The 21835-nt window shown below is 39.6% G+C and carries 22 protein-coding genes; 8 read left to right on the forward strand and 14 right to left on the reverse strand.

Going from position 1 to position 21835, the window contains the following annotated elements; all coding sequences use genetic code 11:
* Positions 1-876, forward strand: an 876-nt coding sequence (gene tuf / locus ABD009_RS09485) for an elongation factor Tu (RefSeq protein WP_343824857.1), incomplete at its 5' end; no start/stop codon positions are given.
* A 102-nt stretch (positions 877-978) separates the two neighbouring features.
* Here the strand turns inward: tuf and ABD009_RS09490 are convergent.
* Both ABD009_RS09490 and ABD009_RS09495 read right to left on the reverse strand, forming a co-directional pair.
* The gene (locus ABD009_RS09490; RefSeq protein ID WP_343824860.1) at positions 979-1209 is read right to left on the reverse strand and encodes a PGPGW domain-containing protein; all 231 of its coding nucleotides are present in this window, start codon (positions 1207-1209) and stop codon (positions 979-981) included.
* Between the two features lie 15 nt (positions 1210-1224).
* Entirely contained in the window at positions 1225-2097 is an 873-nt protein-coding gene (locus tag ABD009_RS09495) for a DUF4097 family beta strand repeat-containing protein (RefSeq protein ID WP_343824861.1), read from the reverse strand.
* 222 nt (positions 2098-2319) lie between these two features.
* On the opposite strand from ABD009_RS09495, the gene ABD009_RS09500 reads away from it, so the two are divergent.
* Positions 2320-3114 (forward strand): M48 family metalloprotease, encoded by a 795-nt coding sequence (locus tag ABD009_RS09500; RefSeq protein WP_343824863.1) that lies wholly within the window; start codon positions 2320-2322, stop codon positions 3112-3114.
* A gap of 81 nt (positions 3115-3195) precedes the next feature.
* Here the strand turns inward: ABD009_RS09500 and ahr are convergent, their stop codons facing one another.
* The 3 genes from ahr to ABD009_RS09515 form a co-directional block, all read right to left on the reverse strand.
* Complete coding sequence (gene ahr / locus ABD009_RS09505; protein ID WP_155696572.1) at positions 3196-4197, reverse strand: NADPH-dependent aldehyde reductase Ahr; 1002 nt, start codon at positions 4195-4197, stop codon at positions 3196-3198.
* A gap of 132 nt (positions 4198-4329) precedes the next feature.
* Entirely contained in the window at positions 4330-4872 is a 543-nt protein-coding gene (locus ABD009_RS09510) for a hypothetical protein (protein WP_343824867.1), read from the reverse strand.
* 226 nt (positions 4873-5098) lie between these two features.
* The gene (locus tag ABD009_RS09515) at positions 5099-5578 is read right to left on the reverse strand and encodes a Spy/CpxP family protein refolding chaperone (RefSeq protein ID WP_343824869.1); all 480 of its coding nucleotides are present in this window, start codon (positions 5576-5578) and stop codon (positions 5099-5101) included.
* Between the two features lie 216 nt (positions 5579-5794).
* Between ABD009_RS09515 and ABD009_RS09520 the strand changes: the two genes are divergently transcribed.
* The 4 genes from ABD009_RS09520 to ABD009_RS09535 all read left to right on the forward strand — a co-directional run bounded on the left by ABD009_RS09520 (position 5795) and on the right by ABD009_RS09535 (position 9843).
* Positions 5795-6418 carry a response regulator gene (locus tag ABD009_RS09520; protein ID WP_425543077.1) on the forward strand — a complete coding sequence of 208 codons (624 nt, stop codon included), beginning with the start codon at positions 5795-5797 and terminating at the stop codon, positions 6416-6418.
* A 16-nt stretch (positions 6419-6434) separates the two neighbouring features.
* Positions 6435-7820 carry an ATP-binding protein gene (locus tag ABD009_RS09525; RefSeq protein WP_343824873.1) on the forward strand — a complete coding sequence of 462 codons (1386 nt, stop codon included), beginning with the start codon at positions 6435-6437 and terminating at the stop codon, positions 7818-7820.
* 195 nt (positions 7821-8015) lie between these two features.
* Positions 8016-9302 (forward strand): multidrug effflux MFS transporter, encoded by a 1287-nt coding sequence (locus ABD009_RS09530; protein WP_343824875.1) that lies wholly within the window; start codon positions 8016-8018, stop codon positions 9300-9302.
* 1 nt (position 9303) lies between these two features.
* Entirely contained in the window at positions 9304-9843 is a 540-nt protein-coding gene (locus tag ABD009_RS09535; protein WP_343824877.1) for a prepilin-type N-terminal cleavage/methylation domain-containing protein, read from the forward strand.
* Here ABD009_RS09535 and msrA read toward each other — a convergent pair whose 3' ends face one another.
* Positions 9844-11217 carry a peptide-methionine (S)-S-oxide reductase MsrA gene (msrA, locus tag ABD009_RS09540; protein WP_343824879.1) on the reverse strand — a complete coding sequence of 458 codons (1374 nt, stop codon included), beginning with the start codon at positions 11215-11217 and terminating at the stop codon, positions 9844-9846.
* Between the two features lie 262 nt (positions 11218-11479).
* Here msrA and ABD009_RS09545 point away from each other — a divergent pair, with 262 nt between their 5' ends.
* Positions 11480-13588 carry a TonB-dependent receptor gene (locus ABD009_RS09545; protein ID WP_343824881.1) on the forward strand — a complete coding sequence of 703 codons (2109 nt, stop codon included), beginning with the start codon at positions 11480-11482 and terminating at the stop codon, positions 13586-13588.
* A 141-nt stretch (positions 13589-13729) separates the two neighbouring features.
* On the opposite strand, the gene ABD009_RS09550 is transcribed toward ABD009_RS09545, so the two are convergent.
* Both ABD009_RS09550 and ABD009_RS09555 read right to left on the reverse strand, forming a co-directional pair.
* Positions 13730-14314: a PepSY-associated TM helix domain-containing protein gene (locus ABD009_RS09550; RefSeq protein WP_343824883.1), complete on the reverse strand. Its 585-nt coding sequence runs from the start codon at positions 14312-14314 to the stop codon at positions 13730-13732.
* On the reverse strand, positions 14314-14793 hold the full coding sequence (locus ABD009_RS09555; protein ID WP_343824885.1) for a DUF4920 domain-containing protein: 480 nt from the start codon (positions 14791-14793) through the stop codon (positions 14314-14316). The genes ABD009_RS09550 and ABD009_RS09555 overlap by 1 nt, the downstream gene beginning before the upstream one ends.
* Positions 14794-14925: 132 nt before the next feature.
* Between ABD009_RS09555 and ABD009_RS09560 the strand changes: the two genes are divergently transcribed.
* Positions 14926-15477, forward strand: coding sequence for a SixA phosphatase family protein (locus ABD009_RS09560; RefSeq protein ID WP_343824887.1), 552 nt, complete (start codon positions 14926-14928; stop codon positions 15475-15477).
* 18 nt (positions 15478-15495) lie between these two features.
* On the opposite strand, the gene ABD009_RS09565 is transcribed toward ABD009_RS09560, so the two are convergent.
* From ABD009_RS09565 to ABD009_RS09590, 6 genes are all read right to left on the reverse strand, one after another.
* On the reverse strand, positions 15496-16095 hold the full coding sequence (locus ABD009_RS09565) for a hypothetical protein (RefSeq protein WP_343824889.1): 600 nt from the start codon (positions 16093-16095) through the stop codon (positions 15496-15498).
* A complete protein-coding gene (locus ABD009_RS09570) occupies positions 16095-16592 on the reverse strand; it encodes an RNA polymerase sigma factor (RefSeq protein WP_343824891.1) in 498 nt (165 codons plus the stop codon). Before ABD009_RS09570 ends, ABD009_RS09565 begins: the two co-directional genes overlap by 1 nt.
* Before the next feature lie 130 nt (positions 16593-16722).
* Positions 16723-18003: an ABC1 kinase family protein gene (locus tag ABD009_RS09575; RefSeq protein ID WP_343824893.1), complete on the reverse strand. Its 1281-nt coding sequence runs from the start codon at positions 18001-18003 to the stop codon at positions 16723-16725.
* 261 nt (positions 18004-18264) lie between these two features.
* On the reverse strand, positions 18265-20097 hold the full coding sequence (glmS, locus tag ABD009_RS09580) for a glutamine--fructose-6-phosphate transaminase (isomerizing) (RefSeq protein ID WP_343824895.1): 1833 nt from the start codon (positions 20095-20097) through the stop codon (positions 18265-18267).
* A 10-nt stretch (positions 20098-20107) separates the two neighbouring features.
* Positions 20108-20869, reverse strand: coding sequence for a DeoR/GlpR family DNA-binding transcription regulator (locus tag ABD009_RS09585; RefSeq protein WP_343824897.1), 762 nt, complete (start codon positions 20867-20869; stop codon positions 20108-20110).
* A gap of 71 nt (positions 20870-20940) precedes the next feature.
* On the reverse strand, positions 20941-21756 hold the full coding sequence (locus ABD009_RS09590; protein ID WP_343824899.1) for a CPBP family intramembrane glutamic endopeptidase: 816 nt from the start codon (positions 21754-21756) through the stop codon (positions 20941-20943).
* Positions 21757-21835 lie beyond the last annotated feature (79 nt).

Consider the following 21835-nt stretch of genomic DNA (forward strand, 5'->3'; position numbering starts at 1 on the left):
TTAGTTGTTGCTGCAACTGACGGCCCTATGCCTCAGACTCGTGAGCACATCCTACTTTCACGTCAGGTTGGTGTACCTTTCATCATCGTATTCATGAACAAATGTGACATGGTTGATGACGAAGAGTTACTAGAATTAGTAGAGATGGAAGTTCGTGAACTTCTTTCAGAATACGAATTCCCAGGTGACGACCTTCCACTAATCGCTGGTTCAGCTCTTAAAGCTCTTGAAGGCGAAGCAGAGTGGGAAGCGAAGATCATCGAACTAGCTGAAGCACTAGATACTTACATTCCAGAGCCAGAGCGTGACATCGATAAGCCATTCATCATGCCTATCGAAGACGTATTCTCAATTTCTGGTCGTGGTACAGTTGTAACAGGTCGTGTTGAGCAAGGTATCGTTAACACTGGTGACTCAGTAGAGATCGTTGGTATTAAAGACACAGTAACAACTACTTGTACTGGTGTTGAAATGTTCCGTAAATTGCTTGACGAAGGTCGTGCAGGTGAGAACATTGGTGCCCTATTACGTGGTACTAAGCGTGAAGACGTAGAACGTGGTCAAGTATTAGCGAAGCCTGGTTCAATCCAGCCTCACACTAAATTTGAATCAGAAGTTTACGTACTTTCTAAAGAAGAAGGCGGACGTCACACTCCATTCTTCAAAGGTTACCGTCCACAGTTCTACTTCCGTACAACTGACGTAACTGGTGCTGTTGAGCTTCCAGAAGGCGTAGAAATGGTAATGCCTGGTGATAACATCAAGATGGTTGTTGAGCTAATCGCACCTATCGCGATGGACGAAGGTCTACGTTTCGCGATCCGTGAAGGCGGTCGTACAGTTGGTGCTGGTGTTGTAGCAACAGTAATCGCTTAATTCTGCTGAGTTAGGAAGTTAGCTTTAGAGTTAGCGGAATAACAAAGTAGATGAAGAAAAGCCCCGGTTCGTAAGAGCTGGGGCTTTTTTATTTGTAGTGATTTATCTGTATTTTCTTGCTCTAATTTTACTATCTATCCAGTTTGCGCTTTTCTTTAACATCAGTTGACATTTTTTGAGCCAAACTCGAGCAATCTCATATTCAAAGCTAAGAATATATAGTCCTGGTATTAACAATAATAAAGAAGGCCCAGGAACGACTACAAATATGATGCCCATTAATACTAATGAACCTCCAACAAGGTGAATGAATAATTGTTTTAAAATATTCATTTATTACCTCCTAAGTTAATCATCAAGCGATACGGGTCCATTTATTTCTTTTATATAAAGTTGACCGCTGCCTGAACCGTTTATCTCTAAACCTTTAGTATTTTTAACGGTAATGTCACCGCTACCATCTTCGATATAAACTTTATTCATAATATTTTTGATAGATAAATTACCAGAGTCATCTAAAACTTTTGTAAAGCCATCAACATTTTTAATAGATAAAGAGCCAGAGCCGTCGTCGACGTCTACACCACCTTTTATGTTTTGAATCGACAGGTCACCTGATCCATCATTCACAACAACGTCACCGCCGATGTCTCTAATATTAATATTTCCTGAACCGTCGGTAATATCTAAGTTGTTTGATACTTTTTCTATGGTTAGGTTACCAGAACCGTCATTTACTTTTACTGAGCCACCTACATCTGATAACTCGATAGAACCAGAACCATCATCTATATCAAGGTCACTACCAATACTTTCTACATTAATACTTCCAGAGCCGTCGCTAATAGATAGCGCAAGATGTTTAGGCATTGTTACATCTATGTCTATTTTAGTATTACTGCTGCCCCAAGAGCCAAACGAGTTACTAGCATATGCTACGAGTCGAGCTTCATCACCGGATTGAGTCAATGACAACTTATGGCTACGATCATCATCAGTCCAAACATGTGCTTTAACACTAATGCTTGTTTGCCCTTCCACGCCAATAATATTAATTGAGCCAGAGCCATTTTCTACCAATAACTGATTAATACTGTCTGCATTTAAGGTTAGCTCTTCCTTAAATTCAACATCAGCTGCATGTGACTTACCTACGTGAATAACACAGCCAGATAACGATAAACTTACAAGTAGGGCTGATGCGATTGCTTTTAGTTTCATAACTTATTCCTTTTAAATACTTTTATAGTTTGTTTTTAATAAGCAAAATATAGGCAAGCTTGCGAAACATTAAAAGTTAATAAAAATCAATGACTAACAAGCTTTTTAACTATTCCTTAAATTGATGGAGTGGCTTAATTAGCTATTTGTTAGGGAATTTGCTCAACAATCCGTGTAATCTTTATTATAGTTAATTTAAATCATTTAAAAGGCCTCTATTTAATGAAGTTCAAGTTAAAACTATTATCTGGTGTTTGTATTGCGTTGTGTCTATCCGCCTGCAGTACTTCTCCAACTGGTCGTAATCAAATTACCATGTTCTCAGGCGATAAAATGTCAGCAATGGGTTCAGAGTCATTTGAACAAATGAAAAAGGACATTCCAATAAGCTCAGATAAAAAGCTTACTGCCTATGTTCAGTGTGTTGCTGATCAAATAACGCCAAATGTAAGTAAAGAAGCTCACGATGGCAGCTGGGAAGTGGTTTTATTTGAATCAGATCAAATTAATGCCTTTGCGTTGCCAGGTGGCAAAATTGGCGTGTATACCGGCATACTCAAAGTGACTGAAAATCAAGATCAACTTGCAGCAATAATGGGACACGAAGTTGGACATGTTATTGCAAATCATTCAAACGAAAGGCTGTCTTCAAATTCTGTGGCACAAGGTGCTTTACAAATTTCAGGGGTTTTATTGTCAGGACAAGATGAACAAACTCAAGGTTTAGTAATGGCTGGATTAGGTGTAGGTGTTCAATACGGTGTGCTCATGCCTTATGGTCGAACACATGAAAAAGAAGCTGACATTATTGGTCAAGAGCTAATGGCAAAGTCAGGTTTTAAACCTAAAGCGGCGGTTGATTTGTGGCACAATATGGCGAAGGCGAGTAGTGGTGCTCCACCAGAGTTTTTGTCTACTCACCCATCAAACGAAACTCGCATTAAAAAACTGACTGAGCACCTAAAAGTTACTCAGCCAATGTATAAAGTAAGTGCTCAAAAGCCAAACTGTGGTTAACCAAAATCAGTTAACGATTAACCATCTTTAGTATTTGTTAGACTCTTTTAGCAAGCTTACTTTTTTAACGTATTAAGCTTGCTATTTTTCTAATACAACTCGATAACGAGCTTTACCACTTTCTACGTGCGCAATCGCGTTATTAATATCATCAAATTTAAACATTTCAACTTGAGGTTTGATGTTATGTTGATGCGCGAATTCTAACATTGCTTTGATTGTAGAGGGGCTTCCAACAGGCGATGATGAAATAGAACGTTGCTTCGCCATTAAACCAAATACTCCAATATCAAGAGGCTCAAGTGTTGCCCCTACAAAGTGAAGTCTGCCTTTTGGCTTTAAGGTAGAAATATACAAGTTCCAATCCAGCTTTACATTTACCGTTGAAAGAATGTAATCAAAAGAGCCAGCTGCCTTTTCTATATCAGCTTCACTCCGAGAGTTAATAGTGTGGTGCGCACCTAAGGACTTGGCTTCTTCAGTTTTACTCTCACTCGATGTAAAAGCAGTAACTTCACAACCCCAAGCATTTAAAAATTGCAACGCAATATGGCCAAGTCCACCAATTCCAATAACGGCAACTTTATCTGTTGGCTTTATATCAAACTGAACCATTGGGTTAAATACAGTAATACCGCCGCAAAATAAGGGACCGGCAGACTTTGTATCCATCCCGTCGGGCAGTGCAACAACAGATGCTTCATTTGCCTTTACTTGCTCTGCAAAACCACCATGTCTGCCAATAATTGTTGGTTGTGCGTGATCACACAAATTCTCATCACCCGTACCGCAACTGCTGCAAGCTTGGCAGTAGTCAGAATGCCAACCTAACCCAACGGTTTGACCTACTTTTAGTGTTTTTACACTGCTTCCGACAGCATTTATCTTGCCGACTACTTCGTGGCCTGCTACTAAAGGGTAACTAGACATCCCCCATTCATTATTTAACATTGATAAATCTGAGTGACAAATTCCACAATATTCAACATCGATGAGTACTTCATTAGTATCCAAACTACCTAAATCGATGTCTATGAGAGACAAACTTCCGCCCGCTTCTTTTGCCGCATAAGCTTTAGCCATTATATATTCCTTGTTAATTTTTAGACGTTACTTGGTACGTTACGTATTTAATAATGAAATAGATTAATAGTAAGGATAGCCTGCTTTTTAGAGAAGGACGGTAAGCTAGACAATAAGTTTACTCCGGTCTTCTTAGAATTGATAACGAGCCGAGAAGTTTAGATGACCCACATTGTCTTCTCGGTTTTTGTTCTCTCCGTAACCAGCTTCAAACCTAAGTTTCCAACCTGATTGATTCAAGCCATTAAAACTATAACCGTAAAATAACGCTGCCCCTTGCGTTGTTTCATCACCGAATACAGCTGACAGCGCACAACCTAATGCGTCTGAAAATGCAACACCAATGATAGTGCCAAAATCATCATTGTTGTTATTGGCAGTGGTATCTATGTTTTCGCATTTATTATCCTTAATGCCAACTGCGCCAATATACCCGCCTACTGAGTGATTCGGATTTTCTAATGCTTTTTCATATCCAATAGAAAAACCATCATCCAAGCCAATTTTATAATTTACAAAAATGTTTGATGAATCGTCTAATTCATAATTTGTTCCAACGGTTGCAAAATATGGATAGCCAGAACCTAAAGTAAAGTTCCAGTCATTTTGCTTGGCTTGTGCCGTGTAGGAAAGGCTTGAAAATAACGCTAGGGTGAGAAGGTTTTTATTAAACATTTATTGGTCGTCCATGTAGTTGTTTTTGCTTTATTTTAGGGCTAACTTACAAGTAGACGCAATATTTTCACTGTAACAAAATGTACTTTTAGATTCTTTTACTATAGTTAAATTGTTATCAATTATCCGAATATGAAAAAGCAGCCACGGGTACTGCCCACTTGGCTGCTTCATTAAGTGATTCAGTTTCCAGCTTTAAGTTATAACGGAAACTGAAGTTAACTTCTTACGCTCGATCTTTACCACCGTGATGGCGAGCTTTACGTTGTTTTTTCTTTTTCCATTTAGCAATCTTTTCTTGCTGCTCTTCATTTAGAACTAACTGAACGGCTTTTTCAGTTTGAAGGCGTTTTACTTGCAATTTAGCCTTAAGAGTCGCTTGTTGGCTCGCTACATCTAATAATGACTGCTCGTCTAGCGCATCTGCTTTAGACAATGTACGCCACTGTTTTTTTAGTGACTTAAGGCTCTCTTTATCAGCTTTTGTTTCCGATTTAGCCTGTTCAAAAATTTGCTTTATTTGGCTCTGTTGAGTTTCAGTCAAATCAAGCTTTTCTGCCACGCGCTTAGATAAAAGCATTGGGCCTCGTTTTTCCATATGAGCTTTACGCTCTTTATGTTTACCTTCAGCGTGAGCTGGTTGGGTTGCAGAAACGGCTACTAACGCCACTACCGCAGACAATGATAAAAGTAATTTAGTATTCATAAGCACCTCGCTTTGTTAAGTTGATATTAATACTAAACCCTGCAATGCAAAGTAATGCCAAGGGAGTGCAAAGTAATGTAAAGATTAACGTTCATTGCTGTTTTTTGCTTAAAATGGCATTTCTACCTTAATAGCTGAGAAACTATCGTGGCAAAAAAATCTATTTTAATCATCGATGATGACACTGAACTTACGCAATTATTGTCTGAATACTTGATGTCTAATGACTTTGATGTAATGGCGCTACATGATGGACAACAGGGCTTAGAGGCGGCGATAAAAGATGATTACGACCTTATATTACTCGACGTTATGTTACCAAGCTTAAATGGGTTTGAAGTTTTACAAAAACTGAGACAGGCCAAAGCAACGCCGGTAATCATGTTGACAGCTAAAGGCGAAGACTACGATCGGATCTATGGTTTAGAAGTGGGAGCGGACGACTATATAGCTAAACCGTTTAATCATAGAGAGTTGCTAGCGCGCGTAAAAGCGATGGTTCGTCGAGTTGATTTGCTCACTCAACCTCAAAATGAACATACAATTACTTTTGAAGATATTGAGTTATGTATTCAATCAAGAAGTGCGAAAGTAAACCAGCAGGCCATTACATTAACCGGTACTGAATTCGAGATTCTTATTTTACTGCTTAAAGATCCACTCAGCATTGTAAGCAAGGAAACCATAAGCCAAGAGGTGTTAGGTAGACGTTTGGCGGCTTATGACAGATCTATTGATATGCACGTAAGTAACTTACGTAAAAAAATTGCCCAGTACTCAAATCATGAACGCATTCATACAATAAGAGGTTCTGGTTACATAATGGTTGGCGGTAAGTAGTGGCTGGAGGTAGTTTATGGCACGTTTAAACAGTTTGTTATTCAAAGTATTTGCATGGTTTTGGTCTTCAATTGCTATCACCATTGTTATTTTATTATTAATTAGTTCAGTGAGCTTTACCGACTTAGTATCTAAACCGTTAGACTCTAGAAAAGTTAGTGGAATAGAGAAGTACGCATTATTTATTGAGAAGCGCTTTAACAGTTTACCCACTAGTAAGCAGTTGCAGAGGTTGTTGCATCGTTCGTCGAGAAAGAGAGTTTTGTTCTTAAAAGGCTCGACCTCAGAGATGTCGGTATTGAGTGGCCCGGTTCCTGAAAGTGTTGACTTGAACTTATTAGCGGAAGTTGATGACTTAACGCCGCAATATATTTTTACAGAAAATTACCACGCCATTGGCCCAATTAAAGTAAAGATAAACAATGAGGTGTTTCATTTATACGAAGTAACGCCCAAACGTAACCCACCGTTACTTATTAAGTTTAGTTTGTTGCCTATTTGGCTGAAGTTTACCGTGCCTATTTTAGTCTCTTTAGGCTTAAGCTTCTTATTTACTCGTGGCATCGCAAGGCCAATTAGAGAGCTAAGAGACGCGGCTGAAAAAGTTGGTAAAGGTGAGCTAAGTAGCCGAGTGCCTGACAAATATGTGGGCAAGGATGAACTTGGAGAACTGTCTGCAGACTTTAATAGCATGGCTGAGCAGTTAGAGGCATCCATGGGTGTGCAACGGCGTTTACTTGCCGATATATCACATGAGCTTCGTTCACCTCTTACAAGGCTGTCACTCGCAGTAGGATTAGCAAAAGAGTCCAATGAAGAAAAGCGAGAAGGTTACCTAGCTAGAATAGAAAAAGAAGCCGAGCAACTTGATCAAATGATTGGTTCTGTTTTGATGCTGTCGCGTTTAGAAACAAAACAACAGCATTTAGATTTACAAGAATATGTATTGTCTGACGTTTTAATACCTGTATTACAAGATGCCGAATTTGAAGCCGAGTCATTAGGTAAAAAAATAAATATTGAAGCGTTACCAAACTTAAATATAAGGGTAGACAGAAAAATAGTATCTAGTGCAATTGAGAATATCCTCAGAAATGGTATTCGATATGCAAAAAGTCAGATCAACTTTGAGGCGAAAGTTGAAGGCAACAAGGTTCAACTCATTATTGAAGATAATGGACTTGGAATACCAGATCATTTGTTGTCAAAAATTTCAGAACCGTTTTATCGTCATAGCGACGCTAGAGAGAGAAATAGTGGCGGGGCAGGTTTAGGTCTTGCTATAGCGAAAAAAGCCATGACGGCTCATTCTGGCTATTTATTACTAAGTAATAAGCCTACTGGTGGCCTTAGAGTTGAACTAGTCTTCAATAGTTTGGGAGAGGCAACCCCAAATACATAGTCACCTAAAAGATAAAGTGACTCGTCTTGAATGTAGTTTGATAATTAAGCGGCTTTTATTAAGTCGCTTTTTTCAGGTCAATAATTCATTAAAAACAAATCACCCATCTTGTGAAAAACGAGAACCTACCTATAATGCGGCTGTTTATAATATTCTAAAATCATTGTATATAGAATGTATTCGTCGGAGGTTTAGTTGTCTGGTTCGTTTTCCCCTATCGTCAAAAATAATAGTAATTTAGGTAAAAAAGGCATTGTTTGGTTAATGATGCTGTTTATGGTCTTAAACCTATTGCCTGTGGATATTTATTTACCAGCGGTACAGTTAATCGCGACCGACCTAAATACCTCTGTTGATAACGTGCAACTAGGCATCTTTTTTTACTTAATAAGTATGGGAGTTGGGCAGTTATTTTTAGGAGCGCTGTCAGACAAGTACGGAAGAAAGCCTATCGCTTTGGTTTCGTTATTTGTTTATATATTGGCATCAACACTGGCAACAATATCAACGAACCTCGAAACACTCATTGCCAGTCGACTTATTCAAGGCATTGGTGCTTGTGGTTGTGCTGTGACCGCGCTAGCGGTTGTACGTGACTTATTTGATGAAGATGAAAGCGCAAAAATATACTCAATTTTGAACGGCGCACAAAGTATTGTCCCTGCACTTGCACCTTTATTAGGTGGTTTGATATCAGTACAGCTAGGTTGGCGTTATTGTTTTGCATTGCTGGTGGTTTTAGGAGCAATGACGTTTATATTTACTAAATTTAAAATGGGCGAAACAAACCAATCGGTAAAGCTTCAAAGCTTGGATTCAGGTAAGTCATCAAGGATTGGAAATACAGGAGGGGAATCCAATACAAATCCTCCTGAATCAAGCCCGAAAGAGTCAAATAAAAGCTTTCGGTATATATTGTCTCACGCTAATTTCACGCCTAATGCAATCGCGTCAATGGCTTCAATGGCTTTTATTGTTCAGTATGTTGTTAAGTCACCTGTATTACTGATTGATAATTTGGGTCTAACGCCAACGGAGTTTTCGTTAGTTTTTGGTAGTAACGCTTTTTTAATTATGTTTGCGGCGTTTTGCGCGACTAAATTAATTGGTTTGTCGTCAGCTCGGGCAACCTGCAATTTGGGTTTATTGCTAATGATGGTTTCCTCGGCTATGTTTTTTGTAGAGCCTAATCCAAACTCTTTAACTCAATATTTAGTCTTTTTGAGTATAGGCAGTTTTGGTTTCTCTTTTAGTTTAGGAAGCTCTATAGGTATGGCGCTGGCGCCATTTCCTGAATGTGCAGGCAAAGCATCATCAGTATTAGGGTTTCTACAATTTACGGTTACTTCAATTGTTGGAATTATTGTTGGTTATTATTTTCCAAGTGGTGCAATGTCGCTGGCCATCACAGTACCAGCCTTTGCTTTAACGAGTGTATTGCTTGGTCAATACTTACATAACACTCGCGTAGTTAAGGGTTAAAATGAAAAGTCGTCAGTCTCAAGGCTTTACGCTAATCGAACTTATAATAGTCATTGTTATTTTAGGCATTTTAGCCGTAACTGCAGGGCCTAAGCTTATAGGTATATCTTCAGATGCGCGTATTTCCATACTGCAAGGTGTTCAGGGTGCCATGAAGTCGTCAATGTCTATGACGTTATCTTACGGCCATGTACAAGGTGTAACAAATGCCCTTAACCAAGACTTAACGTTACCAAGCGGTGAAGTAGTAAGGCTAGACTACGGGTATCCAGAACACAGCTGGGAAACAGCTTGGCGACAAATGCTAGAGGGTGACTTTGAACTCAAAAGCTCAGGCGGAATTTGTGATGGAGACGCTGAGCTTTGTGTAGATAGTGACTTTAATATTGGCGGCGATGTGAGTGTGGCTGGCTCTTCGAGCGCTATGGTTATTTGGCCTAATGGCGTAAGTACAGCGGATAATTGCTACGTTTATTACGCTTACAGCGCAGCAAGTCGAGGAAATGAACCTGTTATAGGCGCAATCCTCGACGGTTGTTAACTAAGTTCTAGGAACAAAATCCAAAACCGTTGCATTGATACAGTATCGTTTACCACCATTAGGGCCGTCATTAAAAACATGACCTAAATGAATACCAGTAATTTTAGCTCTAACTTCAGTTCGTTCCATGCCAAAAGAGTTATCTTCATGGTAAGTCACAGAATCTTCAATCGCACTATGAAAAGATAACCAACCAGTACCAGAATTAAATCGGTCAGAGGTATCAAACAGCGGCGCCCCAGATAAACTGTCGATAAAAACGCCTGGTGGGGTATTTTTAAATTTGTCGTAAGCTTTGCAAAAACGGTTATCGGTGCCTTTACCAAATGCCACCTTAAACGCCTCGGTATCCCCAAGTTTGAATGCACCCAGCGCCTTATAAAAAGAGTCGCTGCTCATATAACCCATATGACCTAAGCGCTCTTTACCATCTTCAATAAACAAAATGGTTGGCGTTCCAAAAGTTGGAGACGAAATCGTTAGTCCGTCCAATTGGCTCGCTAAACGGAAGTGCAACGGTATATCGCCAGCATAATCATTGGTCACGTCCTCTTTAAAACGCTCGCAATAAGGGCAGTTTGGTGCATCGATAACAACAATTTGTTTACCCGTAAGCAGTCCAGTATTGTCCACTGTTGCTGGTGGTTCAGTCATCTTTTTTGCGAGCAGCGGCGAGTCTTCAAACGTTACGCCAGTGCTGTGATCAGGGCAGTAGCCATTTGGGTTTTTAGCAATATAATCTTGATGGTAATCTTCAGCAGGGTAAAACTTATCCAATGGTTTAATTTGGGTTTGAATTAAGCCTTTACCTTTTTCATTTAAACGTTGCTGAAAGGTTTTCGTTAAACGAGTTGCAATGTCAGCTTGTTGTTCAGAATTATAAAGAATAGTTGAGCGATACTGAGTGCCAACATCATTTCCCTGTCTATTTTTTTGAGTAGGGTCATGCATTTCATAAAACAGTTTAATTAAAGTGTCTGTGGCAATGACACTCTGGTCATATTCAACGCGGATAACTTCAGCAAAATTATCATCATTAAACTTCTGCTTTAATTTTGTGATTTCGCGGTAAGTAGGCTTTAATCCTCGCCCGTCAGCATATCCAGATAAAACATTAATAACACCAGGAAGTGCTTCAAAGCGCTTTTCGGCACCCCAAAAACAACCTAAGCCTAAAACTAAGGTTTGATGCTGTATTGTCGCGTCGGAAATGTCAGTGGACTCAAGCAATTCAGTAGTTTGACTTATATCACTAAACTGACTTTGTCCTAGTTTAGCCTGTGTAGGTGAGGCTTGAATAGATTTAAAAGAAAGCCCAATCAATGCTACAAGTAAAGCAACAACAGCAAATTTTAACGTCGCATTATAATTCATAATTTATTCCAGTTCTTTTTACAATAAACCGTGGAAGTCATAAAAAACTTTCAAAAAGATTAAACGAAAAATAGTCGTAGACCGATCAGGTGGTCAATAGTCCCCATTTGATAGAGGTTTTTTATTACACGAATCGACAATTCCACAAACTAACCATATGAGTTAATTTTATCTGCATCCAATTTTATTAGGTATCCGTATAATACGGGCAATAAGAAAAGCCCACTGGCTGTTTTCTAATAAAGATTTGAAAGGATACATAATGAAGCATAATCAATGGCTGTTACCAATCGTTCTTGGCTCAACAGCACTGCCATTTTCTACCTTAGCAGAAACCAGCGACTCGGCTGGTCCAGAAAATGAGACGCTTGAAACTATTACCGTTGAAGGCCGTAAAACCAATCTAATTGGCGATGCAATATCAGCATCTGAAGGCATAGTTGGCCAAGAACAAATTTCAATACGACCACTATTAAGAACCGGTGAAGTACTAGAGTTAGTGCCAGGAATGGTTGTGACTCAACATAGTGGTACAGGCAAAGCGAATCAGTACTTTTTACGAGGCTTTAATCTAGACCATGGTACCGATTTCTCAACTTTTGTTGATGGCATGCCAGTTAACATGCGCTCGCACGGACATGGGCAAGGTTATACAGATTTAAACTTTTTAATACCAGAAAGTGTAGAACGATTGAGCTATAAAAAGGGCTCTTATTATGCCGATGTTGGCGACTTCAGTGGTGCGGGACATGCAGCTTTCTCTACGTTTAAAAAGGTAGAACAAGGACAAGTTGAGCTAACGCTAGGCGAAGATAACTATCATCGTTTTGTTGTACTCAATGATGCCCAAATAGCCGGTGGCGATATATTATATGCGTTTTCTCATACTGGCTATGATGGACCTTGGACTGATATTGACGAAGACTTAGACAAAACTAATTTGTTACTAAAGCAAACTTATGAGTTAGAAGACGGTTTCATTAGTGCTGCATTTATGGCGTATGACAATACGTGGAATAGTGCTGACCAAATACCTGGTCGCGCGGTTGAATCCGGTTTAATTGATGAGCTAGGTTCAATTGATACTAGCGTGGGAGGTGAGTCTTCACGTTATAGTTTAAGTGTTGATTGGCAACAAGGTCAGTGGCAAGCGAATGCGTATGCTATTAATTACGACATGACTTTATGGTCAAACTTCACTTATTTGCTAGATGACAATGTTGATGGCGATCAGTTTGAACAAGTAGATGACCGCACAATTTGGGGTGGTTCGTTAAGTTATAAATTAGACGAAATAAAGTTATCTAATGACATGGCAATGAACAACTTAGTTGGAATTGAGCTTCGTAACGATGACGTTGCAGAAGTGGGTTTATTCCGCACTAAAGAACGCCAACGTCTAGGAACTATTCGCAGAGATAGTGTGGATGAATTTAGCCTAGGTGCGTATTGGCAAAACAGTATTGATTGGAACGAACGCGTTCGCACTGTGATTGGTCTACGCCATGATTATTATGACTTTGATGTTCGTGATCGCGTTGGTAATGGAGCAACGTCTACAAATATTAATAATGTGAACCTTGCAGCCAATAGTGGTGAGTCTGACGATAGCCAAACTTCTTTAAAAGCCAATGTGATTTATTCAATCAATGACGCTTGGGAAGGCTATCTTTCTTATGGCCAGGGTTTTCACTCAAATGACGCTAGAGGCACAACTATACGCATTGACCCATCAAACGGTGAGGCTGTTGATGCAGTAGATCCACTTGTAAAATCAACAGGCTATGAGCTTGGTTTGCGCGGTTACATGAGTGAACTGTTTAATGTCTCTATTGCATTGTGGCAATTAGACTTAGACAGCGAGTTACTATTTGTTGGCGATGCTGGTAATACTGAAGCAAGCGACGCTTCTGAACGCCACGGTTTAGAGCTAACAACTTACTACTACTTTAATGAAACGCTAAGTGTTGATTTAGAATACGCCTATACAGAAGCAAAATTTGCGGGTAACCCAGAAGGCGGAGATCTAATCCCGGGAGCACCAAAGCACGTTGTACAAGCCGGTGTAAATGTCGATATTGACGAAGCTTGGTTTGGTAGTTTTAGAGTAAGGTATTTTGGTAAGAGACCATTAATCGAAGACGGTTCGGTATACTCTGATGCGAGCTTTATCAGTAACTTAAGAGTAGGTTACCGTGATGGTCCACTAACGTATAAAGTTGATGTTCTAAACTTAACGAACAGTAACGACCATGACATTGACTACTTTTATGAGTCTCAACTAGCGTCAGAAATGAACCCAGTTGAAGATGTTCATTATCACGTGTTTGAACCGCGTACTATTAGGTTGTCGGTAAACTACCAATTTTAATATTGAGTAATAGCACAACGACAAAAAGTAGTTGAGCTATGCCTAAAACTAGCTGAGCTACGGTGAAAAATAGCTTAGTCATGCTTAACGTTAACTGAGCTATCGCCAAAGTAAAAAGCCGAACTTGTTTCGGCTTTTTTATTAACTGCTGTACATAACCACAAAACTAATAGGAATAGCGATACCAGCAATAATTAACAATCCTCTTTTGCCTAACGGACCGTACTTACCTTTGACCATAAACAAGGCTGAAAGCGATAAAAATATTAACATGACCGCATAAGCGTCAGAAAAGTAGGTCCATGCCTTTCGTGCTTCGTTTAAATGTAAAAAGTTTGCGGATCGCAGTAATACTCTTGGTTTCACCTGCTCAATCACTACTTCGTTGTTTGCCGGCGAAATAATTAACGTATGATCTTGTTTGCTAAATAGCTTTAAGCGATTAGGTGTCTCCCAAAACTGAGCTTTAATCGTAGTTTGCAAATTAAGCTCAGCTAATAACCATTGCTCAAACTCTTTTTGCTCAAAACCCGGTTGCTTAATGTGATCAGAAAGGTCATTAAGTATTACGGTTTGCTGGGTGACATCGTAGTTTGGATTCCAGTCTTCAACATGATTCACGGCAATGCCAGACACAGCAAAAATCAACGTCATACCAATGCAAAAATAGCCTATGTCGCGATGTAATGACCGGTTTAACTTAAACCAATTAACGGACTTAGACATTAATCAACAATCGTCACGCCATGAGGCGCAAGTTGATAAACGGTTATCGCTTCAGTAACAGAGTCAGGATCAAAGCTTTCTTGCATCTCTTCGGCTTGATAAGCCAAATACTGTTTGGTGCGCTCCAATGTCATAGGGAACCCTTGAATCTTACCAGTTGCGAATGCTGTTTTTCCCATGGCGGTCATAGGAAATACCATGTCACCATCTCTTACTTTAACTCTAAACGTTTGAAATTTTTTGTCTGAGGTCAGTTCCATCCAACATCCACGTTTTTTACAAACCTTAACAATAGTGCCCTTTATCGTAACGTCTTTATCAAGGTAATCATCTGGAGAGGCCAAAATCGTCGATATTTTTGAAACATTATCAGTGTTGGCGCCAGAGCCGAATGTTTGAGGGCTTGACGTTGCCAAGACACTCCATGATGCTGCGGCTAATATTATGACCAAGTTAATTATTATTGAATTAATTTTCATCGTTTCACCTACTTATTGGTAGAAAGGTTAATAGCGACTTCTTGTTGTTTAACGAAAATTATCATCAAATGTAGCCATGCGTCGCTATGTAGCTATTATGTAAATAGTTATGTAATTAGAAAGGACTCAAACATGAAGCAATTTAATGCAAAAGCAATGATCTTATTCTTCACACTTAGTATGGCTTTATTTACGGCTGATATTGAAGCGAAAAACAATGCGTTAGACACCAGTGATACTTTTCATATTTATTTAGTGAGGCACGCCGAAAAAGATACAGAAGGGTATCCGAATAGTAAAAACCCACCTTTGACTAAGTGCGGGAATACACGAGCGGAACGACTTGCCAGCATGTTAGCTAATACAGCAATACAAACAATTTACAGCACTGAATACCTTCGTACACAGCGAACAGCAGCTCCTACCGGCGACAAACAGAATTTACCGATTACTAGTTACAACCCTAGAGAGTTAACCGCATTTGCAAACACGCTCCTCCAGAAACAGGAAACCGTGCTGGTGGTAGGGCATAGCAATACAACAGACAAACTTGCGTCAATATTGTCAGGACAGAAGGTGAGCCAGATTGATGAGTCTGAATATGATCATTTGTTTATCGTGTCACGCTTTGGCAAAAAAGCCTCGCTGCAGCGGTTACAGCAAGGCTTTGTTTGTGATGAATAGTTTGTTTACTTTTGTTATCTAGTTTAGGTGACTAGATAATCTCTCTATGTGACTCTCTAACAGGGCTTTTTGTTTTTTTAGCCAAATAAAAATGCCAACAAAAAGTACGCTGCAACTCAGTGCAACACCGCCCACTAAGTAGTGTTTTATTTCTAGTGTTTTACTAAACGCTACAAATACAATCAACGCCACTAACAACGTACTCATTATCAACGCTATTACACAAATAAATCGGCTAAAAGCTATGGCTTTTAAGTTACCTTTTGACTGATTTATTAACGTCAATATGTGGTGATGCGTAGTGTTTGCAGAAGTTTGGTTTGAGCGCCTTGTTGAAAAAACAGTAAATAAACCAACAGATAAAGAAAGAGCTAAAAAAACCGAATACAAGACTGTATCCGCGACAGATGGCAATCCAGCATACATTTCAAAGATGATATAGCTAGATAGTGCAACACTGGCAATCAATGAAAGGATGGTCGCAACTTTGTCATTACGGTTTTGCTTATTTATTTGTTCTATTAAATCCTGATCAGGTGGCAGGGCTTTACTGATGCCATCATCGTTTGCATTCCAGTTTTGGATTAAGTCGTCCCAGGCGTTTTGTTGTTGATTCATTATTCTCTCTCCAATAGCTTGTTAAGTTTGGTTTTTGCTCTGTTTAATTGCACTCCAACATTAGTCACCGAAAGGCCGGATATTTCAGCCATGTCGTTGTAACAAACACCTTCTAAAGACAAAGTAATTAACTGTCTTTGTATAATGGGTAATTTTCCTATCTTGTTTGTTAAATAACTCAATGACTGCAAGGCACTAACATGAGATTCAATATCACTTCTTTTACATTCGATACTCTCTGTCAGCTCGTCAAAGTTTTGGTTTTTACGCTGTTTAGTCACGTGAGTTAACGCTTGGTTATAAGCAACTTTATAGATAAATGTATGTAGAGAGCTTTGTTCTTTAAACGAAGCTAAAGCCTGCCAAATAGCAACAAACATCTCCTGAAGTAGGTCAAGTCGTAACGTAGGATCAGCTTCAAAAGTCGAAGCCACTTTGAATAGTGAAAGTCGGTACTTAGAAATAATTGATTCGAAGTTTTGTTGATATTCAGACATAACCGGCCTTCGGAAAAGTTAACCTTGGGCCGGAATAACTGAGATTAAGTTGATGGTTCATTTGTTATCTCCCGAATGATTGTTATTTCATTAGTAGAGATTTAAAACCTTTTATTACAAATATTTCTATTTAATTTCTCAGGTGTAAAAACTCTGTGTAAATTTCTTTAATATTAACAGACGCATTTAGTTTTGAGGCAAGTAAGTATAACCCACCTAACTTTCGGTGAATAAACAGCGCATCAACTGGTGGAGTGTGCCATTCAGAACGATGGTTTTTAATGTTTAAGCCCACATCGCGAACTCTACTGGCCAGCTGGCTGGTGGCGAAGTTAAACTCACCATCGTACTTCAAAGGCTCGCAGGCCATATCGAATATTTTCATTACTTCGTCTAAATACTCTGGGCTAATTTGGTCATTAAAAAAACCAATTTGTTTCGCCGCTAACAATGCATCTTCTCGATTGTCGTTCATACCTGCTGTTATCAGTTTTTGGTAACCTTCACTTATATGTTGCGGAATAACTCGGGTGGCCCCAAAGTCTAACAAGCCAATTTTTTTAGAGGCTGGGTCATATAAAAAGTTTGCGAAGTTTGGGTCTGTTTGCATTAATCGAAAATCAAAAAGCTCTTTCAAGAATAACCAAATGAGATTTCGAACAATTTGGTTGCGAACGTTTAAAGGCTGATTGATCGCTTTTTCTATGGTTTCTCCTTCGATGAAATGCATAACTAAAATATCACCTTGAGTCAGGCTTTCATTAATTTGTGGTACTACAAATTCAGCGCTATTTAAATGAGACTGGTATTTTTTGATGTAACTGGCTTCAAGAGCGTAATTCGCCTCATCTTGCAATTGTGATTTAGTGGCTTCTAACAAATCGCTCATATCTACTTGAGCGGGTAAAAGCCCTGACATATTTAAAAGTGTACCCACGTTATCCACATCACTTGCGATTGAATCCCTAACTCCAGGATACTGAATTTTAACCGCTAACTTTTGCCCATTTTCAAGTCGTGCAAGATGAACTTGGCCAATGGATGCAGCCGCAAAAGGACGCAATTCAAACTGACTAAAATTATCCAACCAATCTTCACCCCAATGACTTTTTAGCAAGGTTAATAATTGTTTATGTTGCATAGGTGCGGCGTCAGATCGTAGCTTCCCAAGTACGGCACTTAACTCGGGCGAAACGAGTTCACCTGCGTCCATAGAAATCATTTGACCTAATTTCATCGCGGCTCCACGAAGGTGCGATAACTTATTAGCAACATGACCAATATTGGTTGGGGTAAGAAGTAGGTTTTGACTTGAGGGCTTCTGGCCTCTACTCAATTGTTTAGCGCCGTCTACAAGCATATTGCCAGCCACACGTGCCGCTAAGCCACCAAAGTGACTAAACCTAGACAATCGGGATTTTGGGATTTTACGACCGTTTTCAGAAATAACACACCCGCCTAAAATAAGTTGAAGTAATGGCTTATTAATACGTTATTTAAGTTAAATAGTTTAGTGCGGCTTCGTTAAAAAGCAGACATAAGCAGACAAAAAGTAAACGAAACAATATAGCCGAAACTAATAATGTTCAAACTGAGCACATAAAAAAACCTTCAAACATTATTCAATGCTTGAAGGTTTTGTTGTTTTTAGTGGCCAACCTGTTCGAACAGATTATTCAACCGTCACTGATTTTGCTAAGTTACGTGGTTGGTCAACGTCAGTACCTTTAATAATAGCAACGTAGTAGCTCAGTAATTGCAGAGGAATTGTATATACAATCGGGGCAATCAACTCATCAACGTGTGGTACTTCAAGTACACGCATAGTGTCGTCGCTCTTGAATTTCGCGTCTTTATCAGCGAAGACATATAAGATGCCACCACGAGCGCGAACTTCTTCAACGTTCGACTTAAGCTTTTCAAGTAGTTCATTGTTTGGCGCTACAACAATAATTGGCATATCTGCATCAATTAACGCTAATGGACCGTGCTTAAGTTCACCAGCCGCATAAGCTTCGGCGTGAATGTAAGAAATTTCCTTAAGCTTTAAAGCACCTTCCATCGCGATTGGATATTGCTCGCCGCGACCCAAGAATAAGCTGTGGTGCTTGTCAGCAAACTCTTTTGCTAACTCTTCAATGCCATCAGACATTAACAAGGTTTCTTCTAACTTAGCTGGTAGGCTAGCTAGTGCTGAAACTAATTGCTTTTGTAATTCAGCTGACATGCCTTTTTGCTTGCCTAACGCAGCAGTAAGCATAAGAAGTGCAACTAACTGGGTAGTAAATGCTTTTGTTGAAGCAACACCAATTTCAGCACCGGCGTTAGTCATAACCGCAAGATCAGATTCACGAACTAGTGAAGAACCAGGTACGTTACAAACTGACAAGCTGGCTTTGTAACCAATTTCTTTTGCTAAACGCAATGCAGCTAACGTATCTGCTGTTTCACCTGATTGTGAAATCGTTACGATTAGTGAGTTTTTAGGCACGTATGACTTTCTGTAACGGAACTCAGATGCAATCTCAACATTACAGCTAACGTTTGCTAATGACTCTAACCAATAACGAGCAACCATACCTGAGTGGTAAGACGTACCACAGGCAATAATTTGAACGTGATCAATACCCTCTAAAATTGCTGCAGCATTTTCACCTAAGTATTCTTCGATAACCGTTTCGTCGTTAATACGATTTGCTAACGTATTACGAACTGAAATTGGTTGCTCATGAATTTCTTTTAACATGTAGTGACGGTATTCACCTTTGTCACCGGCATCGTGAGTAATGTCAGACTCAGTGATTTCACGCTCAACTGGGTTGCCATCAGTGTCGAAAATGCTAATGCGATCACGAGTGATTTCAGCTACGTCACCTTCCTCTAAGAAGATAAAACGACGTGTTACTGGAAGAAGTGCCAACTGATCAGAGGCAACAAAGTTTTCACCAATACCAACACCGATTACTAATGGTGAGCCAGAACGTGCAACAACGATAGTATCTGGGTTTGACGGCTCCATGATAACGGTACCGTAAGCGCCTTCTAGCTGTTTAACTGAGGTTTGAACGGCTGCTAATAATGACGCAGACGATTGACGGTTTTCGTTCACTAAGTGAGCAATTACTTCGGTGTCAGTATCAGAGCTGAAAGGGTAACCTTTCGCTTGAAGTGACTCACGTAACGTTTCGTGGTTTTCAATAATACCGTTATGCACCAAGGCAATTTTTTCGTTCGACATGTGTGGGTGTGCATTTTTTTGAGTAACGCCACCGTGTGTTGCCCAACGAGTGTGTGCAATACCAGTTACACCGTTAACACCAGACTTTGCTACAGCATCAGCCAAGGCTTGTACTTTACCTACTTCACGTTCACGCATTAACGTGCCATCAGTTTCTAGTAGTGCAACACCAGCAGAGTCATAACCACGGTACTCAAGACGCTTTAGGCCTTCTAATAAAATATTTACAATATGACGCTCAGCTACGCCACCAACAATTCCGCACATAATTTAATCCTTAAACTTTAATTACTTGGACATTGTGAGCGGTAATTTTTCGCTCACTGTCGATATTAATGTCAGCATCGGTCACTAGAATATCTATGTGTTCCCATGCTAATTCTAAATTGGGTATCTTTCGGTCTAACTTTTCAGACTCGGCCATAACAATAACTTGCTGCGATACATTGGCCATGGTTCGACTTAAATTTGTCAGCTCATTAAATGTGGTGGTACCACGCTCAACGTCTAAACCTGATGCGCCTAAAAACGCTTGGTCAAAATTATAGGCACGTAACATGTTTTCAGCGAATTGACCTTGCAATGAATGAGATTGCGCATCCCACGTACCGCCGGTCATTAATAAAGTAGGTTCGTTTTCTAATTCTAGAATACGATTCGCAACTGAAATTGAATTTGTCATCACCACTAAACCGCGAACGGATTGAGCATGTTCTAATAAAGCGGACGTTGTACTGCCGCTATCAATAACAATTCGGTTGTGATCTTTAATAAGAGCCGCCGCCGCTTTACCTATCGCTTGTTTCGTTTTTGAAACTTCAGTGTTTGTTAGCTCTGAAGATTCAGTTGGCAGTGCCACTGCACCGCCATATTTACGTAACAATAAACCATTGGCTTCAAGCGCTGATAAGTCTTTACGAATAGTGACCTCAGACGTATTGAACTCATCTTTTAACTGTTCAACGGACACTTCTTGAAAGGCAATTACCTTATCAACAATTGCACGACGACGGGATTGAGTGTTACGTTTCTGTACCATTTTCTTCCGACTTAAGTTTCGAACCGAAAGTATTATAGTCAAAACGTAACAAAAATAAACAATAACTTTACCTAAGCGGTCACTCTATTTGATTGAAAAGTAACCTCGGTCTCTCTGTTTTTAAACAAGCGCTGTTTTGTTACTTCTCTTTTCTTACCATTTTTAATTAACCAAGTGACATAAACGATGCTCAATACAATGGCAGAGGCTTTAAATATATTGGCATCCGCTTCTCCCATTGCACCACCTGACATACCAAATATGCCGTAGGCTGCGTTCATAATGAAGTGCATCCACATTGGGTACCAAATTCGATAGCCACATTCACAATACAACCAAGCAAACCAAGAACCTGCGATCGCCATAAACCCGAACATCATGAGTCCAGACATAACATCGTTAGTTTGGTATAGATGACCAAATCCAAAAATCAGTGAGCTGACCAATGCTGCCGGCACAAATCCCCACTTACAAATTCTAAACAGAAGCCCAAATAGAACACCTCTGAAAATGATTTCTTCGAAAAAGGCAGGGTACACTGAGCCAGTTAAGATATTAGCGAGTGATAGATCTAAGCTTGTTGATAAGTGAGCATAGCCAATACACATTGGTATACAGGTTATGACAGCAGCTTTAAAATACCATTTGCCATTGTCAGAGCGTAAGCCAAGTGTGGTTAACCAGTCTTCGTTTCTAAACAGGATTAACGTTAATACGACAAAAGGCCCAAAAATAAAGAGCCAACTGACCAAAGACAAAACAACGCCCGAGCCAGAATCTAATTCACGTAGAGTGCTTACCCACTCTGAAGGAAAAAGACTGCGCATGAATAAGTGGCAACACACGAATACGATAAGAAGTAATATAGCTTTTATATTTTTGTTCATTTTCACTTTCCTCAATGAAATTTAATTAACGAGGTGAAGTGTGAGATAGGCTTTCATTCTCAGCAATGGGACAGGGGTG

This window comes from Psychrosphaera haliotis, from assembly GCF_039523615.1.
Taxonomy (GTDB): domain Bacteria; phylum Pseudomonadota; class Gammaproteobacteria; order Enterobacterales; family Alteromonadaceae; genus Psychrosphaera; species Psychrosphaera haliotis.